Raw genomic sequence first — 20761 nt, 5'->3', positions numbered from 1 at the left:
CAAGTATATTAGAAGTTGGCCAACAAAGCTTGTAAATTTTAAATTTATTTAAAAAAATGATAACGACAGGCAACTTTCATCAAGATTGCGCCGCTGGGCCGCGTTCGGACGAAAAAAAGGCCTGAAAATCAGGCCTTTTACGACAGAACTGTTGCGTCGCAACATCACGAACGTTGGTAGACATCCTCAAAGCGGACGATGTCATCCTCGCCAAGATAGCTGCCGGACTGAACTTCAATCAGGTGCAACGGCAGCTTGCCGGGATTTTCCAGCCGGTGGTTCATGCCGATCGGAATATAAGTCGACTCGTTCTCGGTCAGCAACGTCACCTTGTCGCCGCAAGTCACGCGCGCGGTGCCGCTGACCACGATCCAGTGCTCGGCGCGGTGATGATGCATCTGTAATGATAGCTTACCGCCCGGATTCACCGTGATGCGCTTGACCTGGAAGCGCTCGCCCAGGTCGATGCCTTCGTAGCAGCCCCATGGGCGGTAAACCCGCGTGTGATGCAAATGCTCGGTGCGCTGTGCGGCTTTCAGATGCTCGACAACTTGCTTGACACGCTGCACCTGGTCCTTGTGCGCCACCAGCACCGCGTCCGCCGTTTCCACCACCACCAGGTCCTTGACGCCAACCACGGCCACGATGCGGCTTTCCGCCCGCACCAGCGAACCGCTGACATCGTCCAGATACACGTCGCCACGGCTGACGTTGCCATGCTGATCGGCCTGCTGCACTTCCCACAGTGCCAGCCACGAGCCGACATCGCTCCAGCCGATCGACGCCGGCACCACCACCGCATGGCGGGTATGCTCCATGACGGCATAATCGATCGAATCAGCTGGGCAGGCAGCGAACGCCGCCTCGTCCAGCCGGCAGAAATCCAGGTCGCGGTAGCTTTGGCTGACCGCCGTCGCACAGGCGCTGGCCATGGCCGGCTGGAACGCCTGCAACTCTTCCAGGTAAGCGGCGGCACGGAACAGGAACATGCCGCTATTCCAGTAATAATTACCTGCGGCGAGGAAGCCGGCGGCGGTGTCGCGGTCCGGCTTCTCGACAAAGCGGTCGACCGCAAAGGCCCCCGGCTGCGCCAGCGCGGCGCCGGCATGGATATAGCCATAGCCGGTTTCCGGCGCGGTCGGCACGATGCCAAACGTGGTCAGCGCGCCATTGCGCGCCGCTTCGGCGGCCTGGTCGATGGCAGCATGGAAAGCAGGGACGTCGCCGATCACGTGATCGGCCGGCAGCACCAGCATCAAGGCCTCCGGATCGATGGCCTGCAGGTAGAGCGCGGCAGCGGCCACCGCCGGCGCGGTATTGCGCGCCACCGGTTCCAGCATGATGCACTGCGGCGTCAGCTGGATTTCCCGTAGTTGTTCGGCCACCATAAAGCGGTGTTCGTTACCGCAAATGATCAGTGGCGCTTGCAGCTCGGCATGGTCACGCAATCGCAGCGCGGTTTCCTGCAGCATGGTACGGTCCGAAACCAGCGGCAGCAGCTGCTTGGGCAGCGCCGCGCGCGACAGTGGCCATAAACGGGTGCCAGCGCCGCCGGACAGGATGACGGGATAAATTTTCATGAACTTACACTCTGATGGATGGAAATAATGTGCTGGTCGGGACGGCTGCGACGTTCGCGCGGCAAGCCAGGCGTCGCCGGTGCGGTGACACTATAGTCGCTAAAGCCGGTCGCCCCGCATAGAGAAACATTCGGTAACACACCATGGCGACCAAACGGCCACACCCCAAGTGAGCAATTTTACAATATTCTTTCCACTTCAAGCAATTGCCCGAGTGCAATCAGCTGGCGATGGCGTCCGGGACAAACTCCCGGTAGACATTCAGCATATTTTGATAATAAATATCGCGGCTGAAGGTATTGACGATTTTGGCGCGCGCCGCCAGCGCCATGTCGGCCGCCACGTGCGGGTGCTCGTGCAGATAGCTGATCGCTTGCCGCAGGCTCTCGACCGATTTCGGCTCCACCAGCAAGCCGCTGACCTGATGCTCAACCACTTCCGGCAAGCCGCCGATGCGCGCGGCGATCACCGGTTTGCCATAGGCCATCGACTCCGCTGCGGTCAAGCCGAACGTCTCCTCCCAGATCGATGGCACGACGGTGCAAAAAGTGTGCTTGATTTGCGCCGCCAGCGCCTCGCCGGTCAAATAGCCGAGGCAGGACACATGCGTCATGCCATGTTCGGCAATGTACTGCTGCACCTGCGGCAGCGCGGCGCCGGTCCCCACCATGTGCAGCCGCAAATGCGGCAGCGCGCGCATGGCTTCCAGCAGGACCATCACCCCCTTGTCGATCTCGATGCGGCCATAGTACAGGAAATAGCCGTCGTGCTGCGGGGACGGCTGCAACTGCTCGGTATCGATCGGGTTGTACACTGTCACCACCTTGTCAGCCGGCACGCCCATGCTGATCACCTTGTTGCGCAGGAAGTCGCTGACGGTGACAAATTTGTCGAACGCACTCACCGCGCCATTCGCATACGAAACATAGGATTCCAGCATCGACACCGCCGAACGGGCCAGCGACCCGCGATTGCAGCGGTTGAGCACGGCGTTGTAAAACTTGAAGCCGCTACACCGGTTGCAGCTCTCGCCGTGCAGCACATTGGTGTAGACCGGGCAGACAATCTTGTATTCGTGCAGCGTTTGAATCAGCGGAATCTTGCGCCGCTTGACCTCGCTGATGATCGACGAGGTCAGGCTGCCGTAATAGATATGGCAATGCACAACGTCGGGCTTGAGTTCGTCCAGCAAGGCAGCGATCGCCTTCTTGCTGCGCAGCGAATACACGAATGCCACCACATCGGCTGGTTTGGGCGACTTGATATTGGCGCCTTCAGGGAAGAACCTGCTCCACTTGGTCGGCAGGTTTTTTGCATGCTGGGCAGCAAAGGGAGCACACACGTGGCCACGTTCTTCCAGAATCGCGATGTGATCCATCAGGACACGATCGGCGCCGCCCTGTATCCAAAAATTTTGCCCTGCTACAATTAATTTCATAATCTTATCCGGTAAGCTCGCTGCGTTTAATCTTCTTCATGCTCGACAGGGTGTACAGCATAAACACCACCGTCAGCAACAGCTCTGCCGCAATCAGCGCCAGTAAAATCGTCAGCACCGACGGCGCCTGCAACAGGTACAGCACGGCGATGAACAGCACGATGCAGCCCAGCTGGACGCTGGTGCGCACCATCACATAGCGGGGCAGCGCCAGCAGCATGCCGGTCCACGACTGCAGGCATTTCAGCAGCAGCAAAATTGCCGCCACGCTCAGGAAGGTCGAGATGTCGGCAAATTTCGGCCAGATGTGGCTGGCCAGGAACAGCGCCACAAACACCACGCCGCCCCCCACCACCAGCATGATCAGCGCGGTCTTTTTCAGCGACTCAAGCAGGATGCGCACAATCTCGGCCGGCTGCCGCTGGTTGAACGCATGCGCCAGCTGATAGCCATAGCGGTTGGTGACCAGCGAAATCGACAAGGTCGAGCTTACCGACCAGAACAGCATATAGATACCGAAGTAGGCAGCCGTCTCGACGTTGGTCTTGCGCGCCACCAGGCTGGGGATCGCGGTGGCAAACGAAAACGCCATCACCACCCCGCTCCACGACGCATAAAAATTCTTGTCGCGCGCAAAGCCCAGCGCCAGCGGCGGACGCGCCACGCCCTTGAAGGTGCGCTGGCTGGCGGACAGCAGCAACAGCAGCGTCACCAGCGACAGCAGGCTGAAGACGATGGCGAACAGCTGGTCCTCCGGTGCCGCCGGCCACCACGCTTTGGCCAGCGTGACAGCCAGGAAGCCGGCCACCACCAGACTTTTCAGCAGTGTCGGCACGCCCTGGAAAAAAGCCACCCGCAACGGGCTCTTGCTGATTTGCGACTGCACCACAAACGCGTTGGCGATCACCGACACCAGCAGGAACAAGGCAAACGCCAGCGTCACCCACAGCGCAGGGGAAAACACCGCATACAGCAAGCCCACCACCAACGCTGCCACGACGGGCAGGAAGAAGAGATTTTTCTCCTGCTGCCGGTAGGCGTCGATATGGCCCAGGAAATAGCCGAGAAACCCCAGCGACGCCACCGCTGTCCAAAACGCCACCTGGCTGCTCATCACCGTGTACCAGCCGAAAACGCTGGTACTGAAATACACCGAGGCAAAAAATGATGACAGCAGGCCTAATGCCGAGCAAGCCAACGTGATAAGCGTGGCGCGGCGATGTTGCCCCCCTTCAGATTTCGACATGATCAAACGCGCCCGACAAGTTTTCCAATATTCTTCAGGCAAATCGCCTGCTGTGTTTCCGCGATGGCGGCCCGCTCATTGGCGCTGATCGGCACCCAGGCCTCGCTCAGTGCACTGACCGGCGCGGTGTAATCCACCACGCAGCGCTCCAGGCCGATCCCCTTGAAAAAGCCTTTTTGCTTGTAGCCGACATTCACGATGCTGGTCGGCGTAGCCATCGCTACCGCCAGAATACCGGAATGCAAGCGGCTGGCGACGACCTGGCGCGCGCGCGCCACCGCCGAGCAGTATTCAGCGTAGCTCTTGGCGTAGCACACCTGCAGGCCGTCGCGCTGGTACTCTGCGTACAGCTCGGCGGTCAACAGTTCATCGCCAACATCGCCAGTGGTGGCAAGCAGGATTTTTTTATCCTGAAATGCGCTCAGCATGCGCTGCAGAAAATCGCGGTAGGCCGCGCGCTCGCTGACCGCCGAGGTCACGTTCAGCAGCAAGTCGTACTCGGGCGCCGGCGAGGGCGCCGGCAAGGCCGGCAGGCAGAACGCGTAGTCGGAGCCCGGCGCGACGTGGACGCCAAACTGGGCTTGCGCCTTTTCCCGTGAAATCGGGTCGCGCATGTCGACATGGCAGGCGCCGGCCAGGAAGCGCCTGAACAACCACGCCGCTGGCCCGCTTATCTCGCCGGACAGGCTGACACCGGACACCGCATACGGGATCTTGTAGCGGTTCAGAACCAGGCCCAGCAAATACATGGCGGTTGGAAATTGCAAGCGGTTGTCCATGATCAGGCTACCACCGCCGAACACCGCCAGGTCCATCTGTTTGATGCGGCCCAGCGCGCGCAGCAGCCGTAACAGATAGCGCCCGGTCCACGCAGTGTGGTACAGATAACTGGCCTGCATGCTCATGCTGTCGGACTTGCCGGCACCTGCTGCCGGCACCGCCAGCGCCGCATCGTCCACTGCTATGCCTTTTTGCAACCAGAATTTATGGACCTTGGCCTGGCCGCCCGATACCGCGTTGATCGCGGCAGTCAGCCCGCCGGCGATTGCCCTGTCGCCGATGTTGTGCGACAAGCTCTCATTAATCACGAGAATGTTTTTTACTTCACGCATGCGCATCCCTAGTGAAATTATTATCCCGCGCCAGCGACGGAGCGTGCTCCGGCCGCCGGCGCACGGCGCTTATTTTGCTGCCAGGCTGAGGCCGGCGTCTTCTTCGGTCCGGCGCTTGGTACGGCGGTCACGCGCATTGCCCCAGGTATTCGGCTTCCAGTCCGAGACGTGCTGCATTTCGCCGGCGCGGTTGACGCTGTAATCCTTGAAGACGATCATTTCCTTCAGCGCGATGTCGGGCAGGATGCGGGTGTACTCGAACAGCACGCTGCGCACAATTTCCGCGCCGCTGCAGATGTGGCTGCCATGGCCGATCCAGGTCGGACCGACAATCGTGACACCCGACTCGATGCGCGTGCCGGAACCGATGTAGACCGGGCCCTCGATCCGCGTGCCCTCCCAGTCGATGCAGGTGTTGAGGCCGACCCACAGGCCATCGTTGATCTGGAAGCCGGGCATGTCCAGGTGGGCGACCTCGCCCATCAGCACGCTCTGGCAGACTTCCCAGTAGTCCGTTACGCTGCCGATATCGATCCAGTTGAAGGCACGGGTCTGGGCGTAGAACGGCAGGCCTTTCTCGGCCAGCAGCGGGAACAGTTCGGAGCCGATGTCAAACGGACGGTCGGTCGGAATCAGGTCGATCACTTCCGGTTCAAAGATGTAGATACCGGTGCTGGCGAAATTCGACAGCGCCTCTTGCTGGCTCGGCTTTTCCTGGAAGGACTTGATGCGGCCGTCCTTTTCCGTCACCACCACGCCGTAGCTGGATACCTTGTCCCATGGCACTTCCTTGGTGACCACCGACGCCAGCGCCCCCTTGCGCTTGTGCTCGAACAGCGCCGACTTGATATCGAGATCGATCAGCGCATCGCCGCACAGGACGATGGTGGTTTCGTCGAAGAAGCCGCCGAACTGCTGGATCTTCTTCATGCCGCCGGCCGAACCCAGCGGCTGCGGCACCACGTCGCCGTTATCCAGCGTGTAGCCTTCGAAGGAATAACCGATCTGCACATCGTACTGGTGGCCCTCGCCGAAAAAATTCTCGATTTTCTCGTGCAGGTAGCTGACATTGACCATGATTTCCTTGACCCCGTATTTGGCCAGATGCTCAATCAGATACGCCATCACCGGCTTGCCCAGGATGGGGATCATCGGTTTGGGTAAATCATAGGTCAGAGGTCGTACCCGCGTACCTTTGCCAGCCGCCAAGATCATTGCTTTCATCGTGTATGCTCCAGAGAGTTTACCAACATAAATTTGTGCTTGCGTTACGCTGCCGCCTGCATCTGCCAGCGCCAGACATCGGCGCACATCTGCGCCACGCTGCGCGTGGCGCGCCACCCCAGCTCGCGCTGCGCCAGGCTGGCGTCGGCATAATAGGCGGCGATATCGCCTGCGCGCCGCGGCAGGATTTCATACGGCACGGCGCGACCGCTGGCCTGCTCGAAGGCACGCACCATTTCCAGTACGCTGTGAGCGCGTCCCGCACCGAGGTTGTAGGTGCGCAAACCCGGTGCGGCCGACAGTTGCTCCAGCGCCTTGAGGTGGCCCCGCGCCAGGTCGACCACGTGGATGTAGTCGCGCATGCCGGTGCCGTCCGGCGTCTCGTAATCGGCGCCGTACACCGGCAGACGGGCACGCTGGCCAGCCGCCACCTGGCCAATATACGGCAACAGGTTCTGCGGCACGCCGCGCGGGTCTTCCCCTATGAGTCCGCTTTCATGCGCGCCCACCGGATTGAAATAGCGCAGTATCGCCACCCGCCAGCCCGACGCGGCCCCCACCTGGTCGCGCAACATTTCCTCGATCATCCATTTGCTGCGCCCATAAGGATTGGCCGGCAGCAGCGGAAAATCTTCGAGGATCGGCGAGCGCACCCGTTCGCCATACACGGTGGCCGAGGAACTGAACACCAGCGTCTTCACGCCCGCCGCCGCCATCACTTCCAGCAACACCATGCTGCCGCCGACATTGTTGTCGTAATAATGCAGCGGCTGCGCCACCGAATCGGCCACCGACTTCAGGCCGGCAAAGTGCACCACCGCGTCGAAACGATGGCGCGCAAACAGCGCGCTCAGGCCGGCGCGGTCACGCAGGTCCAGGCATTCGAACAGTGGCGCCCTGGCGCTGATGCGCTGCAGCCGCGGCAAGACCTCGGCCTTGCTGTTGCTGAGGTTATCCACCAGCACCACGGTGTGGCCGGCATTCAGCAATTCCACCGCCGTGTGCGAACCGATAAACCCGGTGCCGCCAGTGACCAGGATGTGCAGCCCCGCCATCCCTTAGTCCTTGATCCGCGCGGCGCCCGCTGGTGCTGGCGCCTCGGCCAGCATCAGGTCGGCGTGCGGCGCCAGCAACGCCAGGTAATCCGCCAGAATGGCGTCCCAGGTGAATGCTTCGCGGTGACGCTGGGCACTGGCGCTGCGCATGCGTTGCAGTTGCGTCTCATCGCTGAGCAGCGTGTCGAGCACCTGGGCGCAGCCCTGCTCGCCGTCGAAGAAGCGCGCATCGGGACCGCACACCCAGCGGTTAAAGCCGTTGTCGTGCGCCAGCACGGCATTGCCCGCGCCCAGTGCTTCCACCAGCGACGGGTTGGTGCCGCCAACCTGGTGACCATGGATGTACAGGCGCGCGTAGAAGCGCAGCGCTTCCACCGTTGGCGCGTCGTAGACCGCACCCACAAACAGCACCTCGTCCGAGCCGGCCGCCGTCACCGATGCCTGGTAGGCGTGGTTGGGATCGTACTTGCCAAGCACCACCAGTTTCAGGCCGCGCGGCTTGCGCGCCCATGCGCGCACCACTTCCAGAATCGAATTTTCCGGTTCCGCGCGGGCAATCAGGATCGCATAGCCGTTCGGTTCCAGTCCATAGTGCGCCAGCTTGCCGACGTCGGCCTGCTCCACCAGCTTGCCGCCGTAGGCAATGGTGGTGATCTTGCTGCGCTGGACGCGTGAGCTCAAGTGGTTCTTGATTTCCGGGTGATCGGCGATCAGGTGGTTGCCCAGCCACGCGCCAGCCCATTCATTCAGGTAGAACCACACCTTGGCCACCGTGCCCCATTTCTGCCGGCGCCACTCGATGCCATCCATATTGAAGAAATTGGTCAGGCCCTTGATGCGATACCACAGGCCGAACACCGCCGTGTTATAGCCCAACGTCAGGATCAGGCCAGGCGAGCGGCCCGCGTGCAGCGTCGATTTCCAGTCGAACACCACAGTGCCCAGCGCGCCGCCTTGCGTGACCGGAATATGCACCCGGTGCACGCCCATCCACTCGTCTTCATGCACCTCACCCGCCTCATCCTGCTGGCAATACACCGTCACCCGCCAGCCCCGCGCCACCAGATACAGCGCCAGTTGCTCCGCAAACGTTTCAAATCCGCCGTGATTGGCCGGTATCCCGCGCGTACCCAGGATACGGATTGCTTTTATCTTCATTTATTACTCCTGATCAATTTACTCAATATATGTTGTAGTCGACACTACCGCAGCGCCGTCAAAAGACGAATACTTTCCTCGGCAGCACGGCATTGAGCATGGCGCGTTCGGCATCGCTAAACGCGCCCATTCCCCGCACGATCAGTAAATAAACCGGCGCCCCCAGCAACAAAGCCATTGCCCCCCCCGTCATACCTGGCCAGCTCAGTCGCATCAGCCCCGCCACGGCGCACAGCGCCGCGCCGGCGAGCATGAAAATCAGCGCGCCGCGTCCGTCCGGCCGGTAGTCGTAGCCGGCCCGACGCAAGTAAATAATTGCAATTAGATTATAAATTAAACCACCGATTGCCGACGAGACGATTGCACCATAAATGCCAAATAATGGTAGCAAGAACCATGCACAGGGCAGCGCCAGCGACGACGCCAGGCCGGCGCACAGTTGCATGGCATTGCGTTCCAGCGTGCCGGCAAGCAAGGACAACACCTGCTGGTGGCTGCTGCTGACCAGCAATCCCAGCACGCCGACCAGCACCCAGCCGGCGTCGCCGTAGCGGCCGTCCGACAGCCAGCCCAGTACGGCGTCGCCATACACCGCCGCTAAAGCGATGCCTGGCGTCAACAATAACAAATTGAGCTTGAGGATCAGGCGCGCCATGTCATTCAGCAGGCTGAAGTCCCGGGTGCGCAGATAGCGGCTGACAAATACCGGTTTAATCAGGCGCAGCAGCAACTGCGCCGGCAAATAGCGTTGCACGGTATCGCTGAGGTTGTACACAAAGCCATAACGCCCCGCCTGTATCAGCCCCAGCAGTCGCGTCACCAGCAATTTCATCGCTTGCGCATTGAACAGTTGGAACACCAGCTGGGCGCTGTAGTTGAACACGGCAAAGCGGCCCATGCGCTGCCTATGTCTCAAGGCAATTTCCCAGCCGCTACGCCAGCCGGGGCCGGAGAAGCGTCGCAGCAGCAAGGTGCAGGCGGTGATGGCGGCCACGCCAGCTGCAGCGATTTCCACGTACACCAGCGCAGCCAGATCAAGCGTGCCGGCCTGCATGCTGGACAGCAGCAGCAGCAAGCGCAAGCCGCTGTAGACCGTGGTGCAGCGTGCCGCCTGACGCTGGTGCAACATCGCCTCCAGCAAGGCCACCGACAGCGCCAGCATGCCGTTGCAAAAAATCGCCAGCAGCCACAGGCGGAACAGATAAACATAGTCCGCCAGGCCCAGCGCCGCCGTCAGCCACGGCGCCACCAGCCATCCCGCCACGACCAGCAGCAACAGCGTGGCGGCGCGCGCGCCGAGCGCCAGCAGCACCAGGCCCGACAATTCGCGGTCGTCATGCTGGCTACGGAATTCCGGCAGAAAACGTTCGGCCGCGGTTTCGATGCCCAGCGCCGACGCCGCCAGCAGCGATACCTGCAAGGCGGCAAAAGCGATGTAGACGCCATACTCGGCCGGCCCCACCGTGCGCACCAGCAGCATGATGGTCAGCAGACCGATCAGGCCATTGAGCAGCTTGCCGACCAGGAAGTGCAGCAGCGACTGCTTCAGCGCCGACAGACTGTAGTGATGGGCCATCGGCTCAGCGCGCGACCAGCACGTGCGATAGCCGCTTGCGGTGCGAGCGCGGCACCAGGCTGGCTGGCGGCGGGTAGCCAGCCACCATCAGCATGACGATGCGTTCCGCATCGGGCAAGCCCAGCAATTGATGGGCGGCATGGTCGGTGGCAGGCGTCACGCACCAGTTCAGGCAGCAGCTGACCAGCCCTTGCACTTGCAGCGCATACAGCAGCGACATGGAAAACAGGCCGCCGTCGATATAAGGCTGATGGCGTTCGCTCGCATCGAAGAAATAACGCATGTCGGCGGTGATCACCAGCACCACCGGCGCCAGGTGGCCGAAGCCAAGGTTGCCGTTCTGATGGCTGAGCAACTGTTGCTTGCGTTGCGCGTCGCTGATCGCATACAGGCGGCACGGCTGGCGGTTGCAGGCTGACGGGCTCAGTTGCGCCAGCTGTACCGCCTGCTGCAACAACTGCTCCGGCACCGGCGTCGGCGCAAAGTCGCGGTAGCTGCGGCGCGCCTCGCTGAGCGCCAGCAGCTGCGCATAACTGACCGCCGGCGGCGCCGCCAGCGTGACCACCGGCGTGCTCGGCGCGCTGGCTGCGGCGGGCCGCGTGCGCAGGAAGGCGTCGATCTGCGGCAGGATGCGCTGCTCGCGGTCCAGCCCGTGCTCCAGCAGCCGCGCCCGATAAGCGCTGAGGCTGCTGAGGGCGCCGAGATAGATCGGGTCGTCGCGCTCGTGCCCGCCCTGCTCCCAGGCTTCCAGCAGGCGCATCACTTGCGGTAGCACTTCCAGCCCGAACAGGCGGCGCGGGCCCGGCATGCACAAGCCTTTTTCGATCTTGTGATAGTAGAACAGCAGCTTGGCCTGCAGCGGGCCGGCCGCCATCTGCGGTTCGCGCTGCCAGTACATGTGGCGCCAGACCTGTCGCAGGTCGGTGGCGCCGTAGCGCAGACGCGCCAGGCTGAGCACAAAATACTTGGCGCGGGTATAGCGCGCGTGACAACGCGGGCAGGCCTTCAGCAAACGACGAAGAGCGGCGATCAGCCCACGCATAGATTCCCCTGTCTAGTTGATTGAAAGCCGCAGTATCGCATGCGGCCGGACGCTTCAGCGCACGCCGAGATCGGCGTACAACGCCAGCATGGCCTGCAAATACGCGGCGCGGCTGAAGTCGCGGCAGACCAGCGCCCGTGCAGTCTTGCCGATCTGCTCCAGCTGCGCGGCCGGCAAGCTGGCCACCCGCGCCAGCTGGGCCGCCAGCTGCGCGACATCGCCACTGGCAAAGGTCCAGCCGGTGGCGTCATCGGTCACCAGCTCGGGAATGCCGCCTATGGCGGCGCCAATCACCGGCTTGCCCAGTGCAAAGCTTTCCAGCACGGTCATCGGCGCGTTTTCATACCATTCCGACGGCAATACCACCGCGCGCGCGCCGCGCACCAGGTCGTGCAGCGCCGCGCCCGCGCGGTAGCCGAGGAAGCTGATGTCGCCGCCCAGCTGCGCCGCCAGCGCGCGCAGCTCCGCATCCAGCGGACCGGTACCGACCAGCTTCAGCGGGACGCCGGCAGCCACTGCCGCCCGCATCAGCGTGGCAACGCCTTTTTCCGCGACCAGCCGGCCGAAATACAGGAAATAATCGCCCGGCCGGTAGTCCGGCGTGAAACGGCTGGCGTCGACATAATTGGGAATGTAGGCAAACCGCTCGCGCGGCCAGCCCCATTCGACAAACTTCTCCATGAAAAAGCGGCTTGGCACCACCACCTTGCTAAGCTTGCCCTGATAGCTGTTCAGCCAGCGGTGCACGCTGCTTTCAACCATCACGATGGCGCTGGCCGCCAGCGAGCCGCGCACGCAGCGATGCGTCAGTACATTGCTCAGCTTGCCTCCCTTGCAGCGTTCGCAGACGCCCTGCTGGTTGTACATCTTGTAGGCCGGGCAGGCGATCTTCAGATCATGCGCGGTCATCACCATCGGCACCCCGGCCTGCTCCAGCGTGCTCAGGATCGACGGCGACAAATGGTGATAGATACAGTGCAAATGCGCGACATCGGCGCGGTAGCCGTCCAGCAGCCGTGTCAGCTGGCGCTGCGCTTCGCGCGAGTACACCACCTTGGATGCCATCGCCAGCTTTTGCGTCAGCGTATAGGCGTGTCCATACTCGATCTCGCCGACAAAGTATTCCGACCATGGGGTCGCCATGTTCTGCGGATGATGCATGGAAAAGAAGGCATTGTCCCAGCCCTGCTCCTGCATCAGCGCCGCATGCTCCAGATACACCACATCTGAGCCGCCACGACGGTAATGGTAGTTATTAATGCTAAGCAATCGCGGCACGCGCGGGTTCCCGATCAAAAATGAAGTGAGCGTAAGCGCGGGCAATGCTGTCCCAGTCGCAAGCAAGGGCGGCATGCTGCATCGCCGCACGGTAAGGCGCGGGATCGGCGCGCACGCTGTCCAGCGCGCTGCGCAGCCTTTCCGCCAGTCCCTCGCCAGCGTCGAACAGCACGCCGGCGCCGGCTGGCACCTGTTCCGGAAAATCGCCTACGCGGCTGGCCAGCACCGGCACCCCAAAGGCAATCGCCAGTTTCAACACGCCGCTGGTGGTGCCCTCGCGGTAAGGCAGCGCCACCACGTCGCTGGCGGCGAAATAGCGCTCGACTTCTTCGAAGGGAATCCGCCGCTGGTCCAGCAGCACATTCGGCCAGCGCTGTGCCTGCGCCATCAGCGCTGCGCAGGCGGCGCCGTGCTGCCGCATCTCGCCATTGCCGGCCACCACGAACTTGACGCCGGCGACATCGCGCATATCACGCGCCACCGCCAGGAATTCCGCCAGCCCTTTGCGCGGTTCCAGATGGCCGAAAAACAGCACCACAAAATCGTCCGCCGCCAAGCCGGGCAACCCGGCGCGCGCCTGCGGCCTGCTGATCCCGCTCAGGCGAAACAGGTCGTAGACGCCGTGCGGCACCACCAGCATCGGCCGCTGCACGCCGAGCGCAGCGACCGCATCGCGCGCGGCCAGCGAATGCACCACCAGCCGTTCAAAGCCGCGATAAAACCAGCGGTACTCCCAGCGGCTCCACACACGCGGGTAGTGCGGCAACACATCATGTACCACCAGCACCGTGCGGATGCCGGCCAGGCGCAGCAGCATGGCCAGCGCTGCTTCCAGCAACGGCAGCTTGAGCGGTCCTTGCTGCAACACGCAGTCGGGACGCTCGCGCAGCAGCCGCAGCACCAGCGGCGGCATATCCAGCAGATAGTGGCGCGAGCGGCGGAACGCCAGCCGGACCTTGAAGCCCAGCGTGGCGAAGCGCGGGGTCAGGCTGGCAGCCGTGATCAGCTCCGGCTGCGCGTACGGCAGCAAGGCCCGCGCCAGCGATACGCTGTAGTCGGTCAGGCCCGAATCCCCGGTAAAGCACAGGATCGCCACGCTGCCGGTGGCGGTGGCGGGCGCTGGCAACTTGCCCATCCACCGGATATTGCCTTGCGACAGTTGCAGCACTTGCGGCAGGCGCACAGCGATCTGCGCCGCCATGGCGGCGCGCGTATCGACCGCGTCGCGCAGCCAGTACCACACCGCGTCGGCGTCACCCAGCTGGCGCGGTTGCAGGATCACCGAGGCCGGCAAGCCAAAGTGCGCCAGGCAGCCTTCGAACTTGTCCTGGTAGGACGCGGCGGCGATCGGCACGCCACTCCCCAGCGCGGCGATCGCCAGGTGCATGCGGCCGGTCAGCACCACGTCGCAATGGGCCACCAGCGCCTTCAGTTCATCGGCCATGAATTCAGTGGCGGGCAGCAACACCTGCGCCAGCAGCGCCGACGGCAGCAGCGCCAGGCAATGCGCCAGCATGCTGTAGTCATTCGGGCCATCACGGAAGTCGTGCGGCATCAGCAGCACTGCGGCGTGACGCTCGCGTATCAAGCGCGCCAGTCCCTGCGCCGCCACCGCCACCGCCGTGGCTTCGTCGCAGGCGCCCGGCACATCCAGCAGCATCCGATGCAGATTGAAGCCGACCACCACCCGCCCTTCGGCGCGCCGGGCGGCGCTCCAGGCGGCAACCTCCGTCACCGCCGCCGTGCTGCGCGGCGTCAGGCAGAACGCCACGTCGGCCACCAGCGGAATGGCGCGGCCACAATGCTCGGCAAAGCGTTGCACCGACAGCGGATCGCGGCCATACAAGCCGATGTCCGCATGCAGCGCGGCCAGCGCGGCCACGCAGGCCGGATGCGGCGCGGCATTGAAGCTGAAGCCCAGCACGCCTACCTGCAACCCTTGCAGGCGCGCCGATTCGCACAGCATGGCAATCCGCAGCACGGTCACCGGCCAGTAATAGCCATCCATGATGTCGGCGCCGATCACCGCCATGTGGCTGGCGCCGCGCAGACCCGCCAGGCCGATGCCGCGCAGGCGACGCCGGCCCCAGATCGGCAAGGCCTCCACGCCGGGTATGCTGCCGCTCAGTGCGGCGGCGTCGGGCGCGGTGATGAGCGAGATTTTTGCGGCCGGGTGCAGCCGGCGGAATTCGGCAATCACCGATAACAGCATGGCCTGATCGCCACGCGACCCCAGCACTTGTTGTGGATCGGACGGCAGCAGGATCAGATGTGCAGGCCGGCCAACGGGCGGCGGACTGCGGCGCGCGGCCAGACGCCGGATCGCCGCGACCCGATAACGCATTTCAGCCACAACGCGGATTTTTCGTATGGCCTGGAGTGGCTGCATGAATGAGTCAAAAAAGCGTGGATTACAAACCGCACGATGCCAGCATGATGATGATCACGCCAACGGCTGCGGGGACCAGCCACCAGTCCCCGACATCGGCCGCAGCCTTCTGGCGTCGTGCGCCCTACCTTATTATGGTTCGACGATCGAGAACACCGATTGCGCTGGTACACACCAGGACGAGCTCGTACGCGACGCCAGCTGCTTCTGGCTGGACGCCATGGTCACGGCATTCGGTGCGTTGTCGGTATTGTCGGTGGCGGCCGACGCTGCCGTGGTGGTGCGCAGCGTAGCGGTGCCGGCATTACGTTTGCCGGCGCTCCAGTTGATCGTGACCAGATACGGCTCGGTGCCACGATTGACACCGATCACACTGGCGCTATTGCCGCCGGTGGCGCTCATGCCGACCAGTTTCACGTCATAGCCGCCAGAATAACCGCTGGTGGACTTGGGCACCGTGTATTTGACCTGGACCAGATTGTCGAGATACGCCTCGCGCGCTGTGCGCAAGCCCCAGTAAACCGGGCTGGGATACAGCTTGTTGTCCAGCTTGCTGACGCGTATCAAATTCCATGGTCCCGCATTACCCAGCGCGTGCCAGTTGCTGCTGGCGACCTGGTTGTTGCCCATCAGCGCCAGCAAGAAGTCGACCGACGAAATCGCGCCGCCCAGGCTGGTGGCCATATACCAGTTGTCGCGCCACTCCCCCACTTTGGGCACGGTCGGCCAACGCGCATGCTCGGTCACATACACCTTGCCGTCCGAACGCGCGGTGGTCCAGGTCTTGCCGAACGCATTGACAAACTTCATGGCGTAAGGAATGTCGATGCCATCATAGTACGGATGAATGGCAATACCACGCGCCACCTTGGACAGTCCGGTCGCCAGCGTGTCGTTGAAATCGTTATAGTCGGTACCGCTCCATGGTGCGGTGCGCCCTGAAACAACCCATTCAATCCCGCTCAGATTGGCAGTTTTGTTGACTGCGCTGATCACAGCGCCAGCGCGCGTGACATAGGTGCTGGCGGACCAGTTAATTGGCGCCAGATCGAGTTCATTGCCAAGTTCCACTGCCATCACGCCGCAGCTGGCGCCTGTCACGCACTTGAACGGCGAGGTGGTACGCACATAATTAAGCATGCCCACCGCATCCGCGCTGGCCGCATCAGCGGTCGATGGCGTCGCCACTTTGCCATAAATATTCAGCGTCAGGATGGCTCGACTATTCAGGCGTTTTACGAAACCACCAAACTCATCCAGGCCGAAGCTGGGCACGGTCTTATTATTAAAATCCGACACCATGGTAGTGCGGGCAGCCGTCGCGCCAACGGTTTTTTTCCACTCAAAGTTATTGGTGGGATTACCGCCAGGGTAGCGATAAACCGCACCGGCAAAAGGCGCCAGCAAAGGATACAGATCTTCACGCACCACGCCTTCCTGGTTCACATAAGACGATTGAAAGTCACTCCATGGCACGTTAAAGCCGAACAATTCCTTAGGAATCCCCGCGCGCGTGACCACCGCAGTATTGATGTCTAACGCCAACTGCTTCGTGGACGGCGCTGTACACTGATCAGCGGCAATAGCCACCAGCGGTAAGCCGAGCAGGGTGAAGACGGCACTCCTAAGCTGATGATTTGCATTCATGACTGTTTTTCCTTGGAAACTGTTGAAGCAATGCCAAACAGCATCGCCGATAGGCTGAAGAGTCGGATATCTTGGAACGCCGGCGAACTAAACGACAACATGATCATATAAGCCATCATTGCCATTGTTGATAACCAGTAAGCGCGTGCCTTGGGGGCCAATTCCTTCACACTTCTTTTTATAGCATAAAGCCATAGCAGAACATAGGAGAGTAATAAAGTGAACGCGCCGAAGAAGCCAGTTTCCGCCAACGAGTTCGGCCAGTAAGTATCCATTAAGTAGTTTTGCTTGCCATACCAGAAGTAGCGATTAAAGCCAAGCCGGTCATACAGGCTATGGTCAAATTTCTCTGCGCCAGCGCCACCATAAGTTCCAAAACCAGAACCCAGTGGGTAATACGTCTTGGCTGTGACCAACGCGCCGTCAAAGATTTGCGCACGCGGTTGTTGTAATGCACCTACAGTTCCATAGCCCCACTGCCCCGCTTCTTTTTGCAAGTTTTCCTGGAACACTGATAAAAATATCACCGATGCAATCAAGCCAAGCGCCCCGCCGATCACGACTCGCGCAAACATCTGTTTGGGTTTGACCAGCACGAAGATCATCGCGCCCGACACCAGAAAACCGACCATCTCCTGCCGCTGCACACCACAAACAATCAGCAAAAAGTTCATACACACCGCAAGCCAACAAGGCGGATGCTCTTCATCCGCCATCAGCGAGCGGCCCAGCGCCAGCAAGCCGAATGTGGCGCCGGTATTGGCCAGGAAGGAGGGGTGCTCGAACATCCCCACCGCACGCGACGGCAGCAGACCGAGCGGGTCAACCGAGGCATTCAATGCCTGACCCGATGCGAAGATTTTAAAGTATATCCCCGGCGCCACCCATTCAAACGCCACCATGGCCAGGCATGGCAACCAAAACCAGCGCACCATAAACCACAGCAGTTTTTCGACCTGTGAATTCCAGGCGAAGGCGTAGCCCAACGCCAGCGCGACAACAGGCTTCAGATCGGAAAATATCTGGTACGCCGCTGCGTATTGCTGGCTGCGGCCGAAGAAGGTGGACAGCGAGCCGATCGCAAGAAACACCACGAAGGCGACCATGGCGCCGCGCAGCAAGGCCTCGCGGCGGATGTCGTGCCAGAATTTGGCCAGCCCGAACATGGCAAGCGCCAGCACACCCATCTGCCACACGCCAAACAACGAAATGCCGGTTACCTTGCGCACAAAGCCTACGGCTAACGGCAGGATAAAGATGACCCACAAAAACCAGTTGCGGTTGCTCTCCGTACGGAATTGCAGGATCAGGAAGAACAATAGCGCGCCACCTAGTCCAACGCCAGCGATGCCAGCCAGCGGACCAACCAAGGCGATCGCCGCGCTGGCCGCCAGGATGAAAAAAGCCAATCCTAGCCAGACAAAAGCCAAACCAGTAGAGCGTAGAGAGACATTCATAGGCATACCATCGGAACACAGCAAGGACGCGATGACCTCCGCGTCGAAAAGGTGCGGCGACAGGCGCCGCACCGGTTATACAATTTTACTGAAAAGTAGCGCCAATCAGCTTGACGCGCGCTTCGGGCGACAGCGCCGCCACCATGCTGCGCACATAGCGCTCCTGCAAGGCATGACCGGCCGCCGGATCGGCATTGAACGACGACACGCGGAACAACAGACCGTCCGGAATCTTGCCATGCAAGCCGTAACGTATCTGCGCCAGCTTGGTGCTGGTGCCGCCCATCACCGCGTGCTCGCCGATCAGGGTCCAGTAGGTGACCGGTTCGCTGCGGCCAGCAAGCGTGGCCATCAGGCGCCGCACCGGAATCACGCCGGCGCCGGTATCCAGCACGCCACGTTCGTTGGAACGCAGCTGGAAGCCCTGGGCCGGATAACACACTTCCGGATAGTGCAGCTGCATCGAGTCGCGCTGGTCGTCACCATAGGCCAGCGACAGCATGATGCGCTCGCCATCGCGGTTGATGTAGGTGCGCGACAAGGTTTGCTGGTAGATCTTGTCAATCGTGGCCTGCTGCTGCGGATCGACCACCATCGCCACCGTCTGCGGTTCTTCGCGCCACTCGCCGAAGCTGGCCGGCACCAGTGCCGACAAGCTGACCGGCGGCCGTCCGGTGACCAGTTTCTCGGTCGGGCGCCAGGCGGCGGCCAGTCCGGAGGCCAGCACCATCAGCACCATCAACACCAGGTTTCTGCGCCATACCGTCATTTGCTTGCTCCTGGTAGCGTCTGTTGCTTGTTCACGTGCAGCTTGACACCAAACTGCAGCAAGGAGTCAACGCCGATAATCAGCAACAGCGCACTGATAAACAACACCATGCCGGCGAAACCATGCAGGAAGCCCTGGCCCACGGCATCGCCGAAATAATAAGTAATCAGCGTCAAGGCGATCACACGGATCACATTGGCGGTGAACGAGATCGGGATGATCAGGCAGGCCAGCACCACGTTACGCAGCGGTGAGGTGTGCTTGACCACGTTCAGGTAAAACAGCCCCAGCGCCTCCAGCGTCAGCAAGGTCTGCAAGCCGGCGCAGGCGTCCGCCACCAGCAGCTGGTACTGGCCGATCTGCAACGTCACGCCGCTGCGGGCAATCGGGTAGCCGGCCCAGTACAACAGCAATTCGGTCACGTACGACACCGCCATCTTCATCGGCATGGTCAGCGCGCCAACCACGGCGCCAGGCAACGGGATCATGAACAGCATGAAGAAGAACGGGAACCATTGCAGCGCCAGCGCCTTGGGACCACGCAAAATCAGCAGCAGCGACGCCAGGATCAGGATGAAGGAGCCGATTTCAAACATCAGCACATCCTGCGCGCGCCCGAAAACATACAGGCACAGCGCCAGCACCAGCGGCACCCAGCCCATCGGCATGGCTGGCCGCCCTTCGGTGGCCTGCCACATGGCCGGCCATTGGCGCGCAATCAGCCACAGCGCCAGCAGCAGGATGATCGGCCCGTGGGCGTAGCCCTCGGTGCTCCACAGTCCAGTGCCCAGATCATAAAACGTCGGGCCGTACATGGCCACCAGTCCCAGCGCCAGCGGCCACCACAACCGGTAGAACTGGGGGCGCGCCAACACCTGCGCCATCTCCCACTGAACGGTATTGCTCATGATTAGTAGTCGACCAGTACGGTGCCAACCACTTCGGCGCCCACCCGGCCCAGCTGCTCGGACACCACCGCGATATCGTCCAGCGCAGTACTGTTCTGGCGCACCACCAGCAGCACGCCTCCCAGGCGGGCGGCGATCGCCAGCGCATCGGCACCGCTGGAGAAGGCAGCAACGTCGTACAGCACCACATCATAGCGATTGCTGACTTCGAGGTTAACCTGGAGGAAGGTGCTACGGCTCAGCAGTTCCTGCGGGTTGGGTGGCAGGGTGCCGCACGGCAGCACCGACAGGTCGACAAACGACGGCACTTTGGCGATCACATCCAGATCGGCGCGGCCGACCAGGATATCGGACAGGCCTTGCTTGGTGTCGAGGCTGAAGATCTGGCTCTGGCGCGGCTGGCGCAGGTTGGCATCCACCAGCAGCGTTTGCTCGCCCAACTGGGAGAACACCACTGCCAGGTTGGCGGCGAACAGGCTGGCGCCCTCGCCGGGATTTACCGCCAGCACCGCCAGCGCCTTGCGCTCACCGTTGAACCAGCGCAGCATCAGCTGGCTGCGCACCGCGCGCAGCATTTCGACCTGCGGGCTGAACGGCGCATAAGCCGCCACCAGTTCATCAGCAAAGTTGCCTTGGCCGCGTTGCAGGTACGGGTAATCGAACTGACGCGCCAGCACCATTTCAATGTCAGCGGCAGTCACCAGGCCGAGCCGCTGCGCCGCTTCGCCGAAGCGCAGCCCCTGCTCTTTCTGCAGGCGCAGGATGCGCTCACCGTCCTCCGGCTTGAGTTTGCCCATGTCGAGCAGGATACGCCCCATGCTGGAGTCCGGCGCGCTGGCCGAGGGCTTGATGGAGAGCGAAGGAGTAACTTGGGTCATCGGA

The 20761-nt window shown here is 61.9% G+C and carries 16 protein-coding genes; all 16 read right to left on the bottom strand.

All coding sequences use genetic code 11. The features are described from left to right. Window positions 1–164 precede the first annotated feature (164 nt). The 16 genes from BLS51_RS26295 to epsG all read right to left on the bottom strand — a co-directional run bounded on the left by BLS51_RS26295 (window position 165) and on the right by epsG (window position 20757). Window positions 165–1580, bottom strand: coding sequence for a mannose-1-phosphate guanylyltransferase/mannose-6-phosphate isomerase (locus BLS51_RS26295; protein ID WP_090191385.1), 1416 nt, complete (start codon window positions 1578–1580; stop codon window positions 165–167). A gap of 220 nt (window positions 1581–1800) precedes the next feature. Next, complete coding sequence (locus BLS51_RS26290) at window positions 1801–3018, bottom strand: glycosyltransferase family 4 protein (protein ID WP_090191382.1); 1218 nt, start codon at window positions 3016–3018, stop codon at window positions 1801–1803. Between the two features lie 4 nt (window positions 3019–3022). Next, complete coding sequence (locus BLS51_RS26285) at window positions 3023–4264, bottom strand: hypothetical protein (protein WP_090191380.1); 1242 nt, start codon at window positions 4262–4264, stop codon at window positions 3023–3025. Between the two features lie 2 nt (window positions 4265–4266). Beyond that, entirely contained in the window at window positions 4267–5376 is a 1110-nt protein-coding gene (locus BLS51_RS26280) for a polysaccharide pyruvyl transferase family protein (RefSeq protein WP_175472698.1), read from the bottom strand. A gap of 69 nt (window positions 5377–5445) precedes the next feature. Next, the gene (locus tag BLS51_RS26275) at window positions 5446–6600 is read right to left on the bottom strand and encodes a nucleotidyltransferase family protein (RefSeq protein ID WP_090191376.1); all 1155 of its coding nucleotides are present in this window, start codon (window positions 6598–6600) and stop codon (window positions 5446–5448) included. Between the two features lie 44 nt (window positions 6601–6644). Beyond that, window positions 6645–7655: a UDP-glucose 4-epimerase GalE gene (gene galE / locus BLS51_RS26270; protein WP_090191373.1), complete on the bottom strand. Its 1011-nt coding sequence runs from the start codon at window positions 7653–7655 to the stop codon at window positions 6645–6647. Window positions 7656–7658: 3 nt separating this feature from the next. Beyond that, window positions 7659–8813 carry a DUF1972 domain-containing protein gene (locus BLS51_RS26265; RefSeq protein WP_090191371.1) on the bottom strand — a complete coding sequence of 385 codons (1155 nt, stop codon included), beginning with the start codon at window positions 8811–8813 and terminating at the stop codon, window positions 7659–7661. 58 nt (window positions 8814–8871) lie between these two features. Next, entirely contained in the window at window positions 8872–10389 is a 1518-nt protein-coding gene (locus tag BLS51_RS26260) for an oligosaccharide flippase family protein (RefSeq protein WP_090191369.1), read from the bottom strand. A 4-nt stretch (window positions 10390–10393) separates the two neighbouring features. Next, window positions 10394–11431, bottom strand: coding sequence for a nitroreductase family protein (locus BLS51_RS26255; protein ID WP_090191367.1), 1038 nt, complete (start codon window positions 11429–11431; stop codon window positions 10394–10396). A gap of 54 nt (window positions 11432–11485) precedes the next feature. Beyond that, window positions 11486–12709, bottom strand: coding sequence for a glycosyltransferase family 4 protein (locus tag BLS51_RS26250; protein WP_229207759.1), 1224 nt, complete (start codon window positions 12707–12709; stop codon window positions 11486–11488). Continuing rightward, window positions 12693–15053 (bottom strand): glycosyltransferase, encoded by a 2361-nt coding sequence (locus BLS51_RS26245; RefSeq protein WP_175472697.1) that lies wholly within the window; start codon window positions 15051–15053, stop codon window positions 12693–12695. Before BLS51_RS26245 ends, BLS51_RS26250 begins: the two co-directional genes overlap by 17 nt. A gap of 177 nt (window positions 15054–15230) precedes the next feature. Continuing rightward, window positions 15231–16643, bottom strand: a complete 1413-nt coding sequence (locus BLS51_RS26240) for a hypothetical protein (RefSeq protein ID WP_139168792.1) — start codon at window positions 16641–16643, stop codon at window positions 15231–15233. A 98-nt stretch (window positions 16644–16741) separates the two neighbouring features. After that, entirely contained in the window at window positions 16742–18202 is a 1461-nt protein-coding gene (locus BLS51_RS26235; RefSeq protein WP_139168791.1) for a hypothetical protein, read from the bottom strand. Between the two features lie 85 nt (window positions 18203–18287). Continuing rightward, entirely contained in the window at window positions 18288–18971 is a 684-nt protein-coding gene (gene epsI, locus BLS51_RS26230) for an exosortase-associated protein EpsI, B-type (protein WP_090191354.1), read from the bottom strand. Further along, on the bottom strand, window positions 18968–19879 hold the full coding sequence (gene xrtB / locus BLS51_RS26225) for an exosortase B (protein ID WP_217636501.1): 912 nt from the start codon (window positions 19877–19879) through the stop codon (window positions 18968–18970). The genes epsI and xrtB overlap by 4 nt, the downstream gene beginning before the upstream one ends. A 2-nt stretch (window positions 19880–19881) precedes the next feature. Continuing rightward, window positions 19882–20757, bottom strand: a complete 876-nt coding sequence (gene epsG, locus BLS51_RS26220) for a chain length determinant protein tyrosine kinase EpsG (protein ID WP_090191351.1) — start codon at window positions 20755–20757, stop codon at window positions 19882–19884. Between the last annotated feature and the right edge of the window lie 4 nt (window positions 20758–20761).

This window comes from Duganella sp. OV510 (assembly GCF_900100205.1).
Classification (GTDB): Bacteria; Pseudomonadota; Gammaproteobacteria; order Burkholderiales; family Burkholderiaceae_D; genus Rugamonas.
Note: the sequence above shows the minus strand (reverse complement) of the source record. Positions and strands in the feature narration are given on the sequence as shown.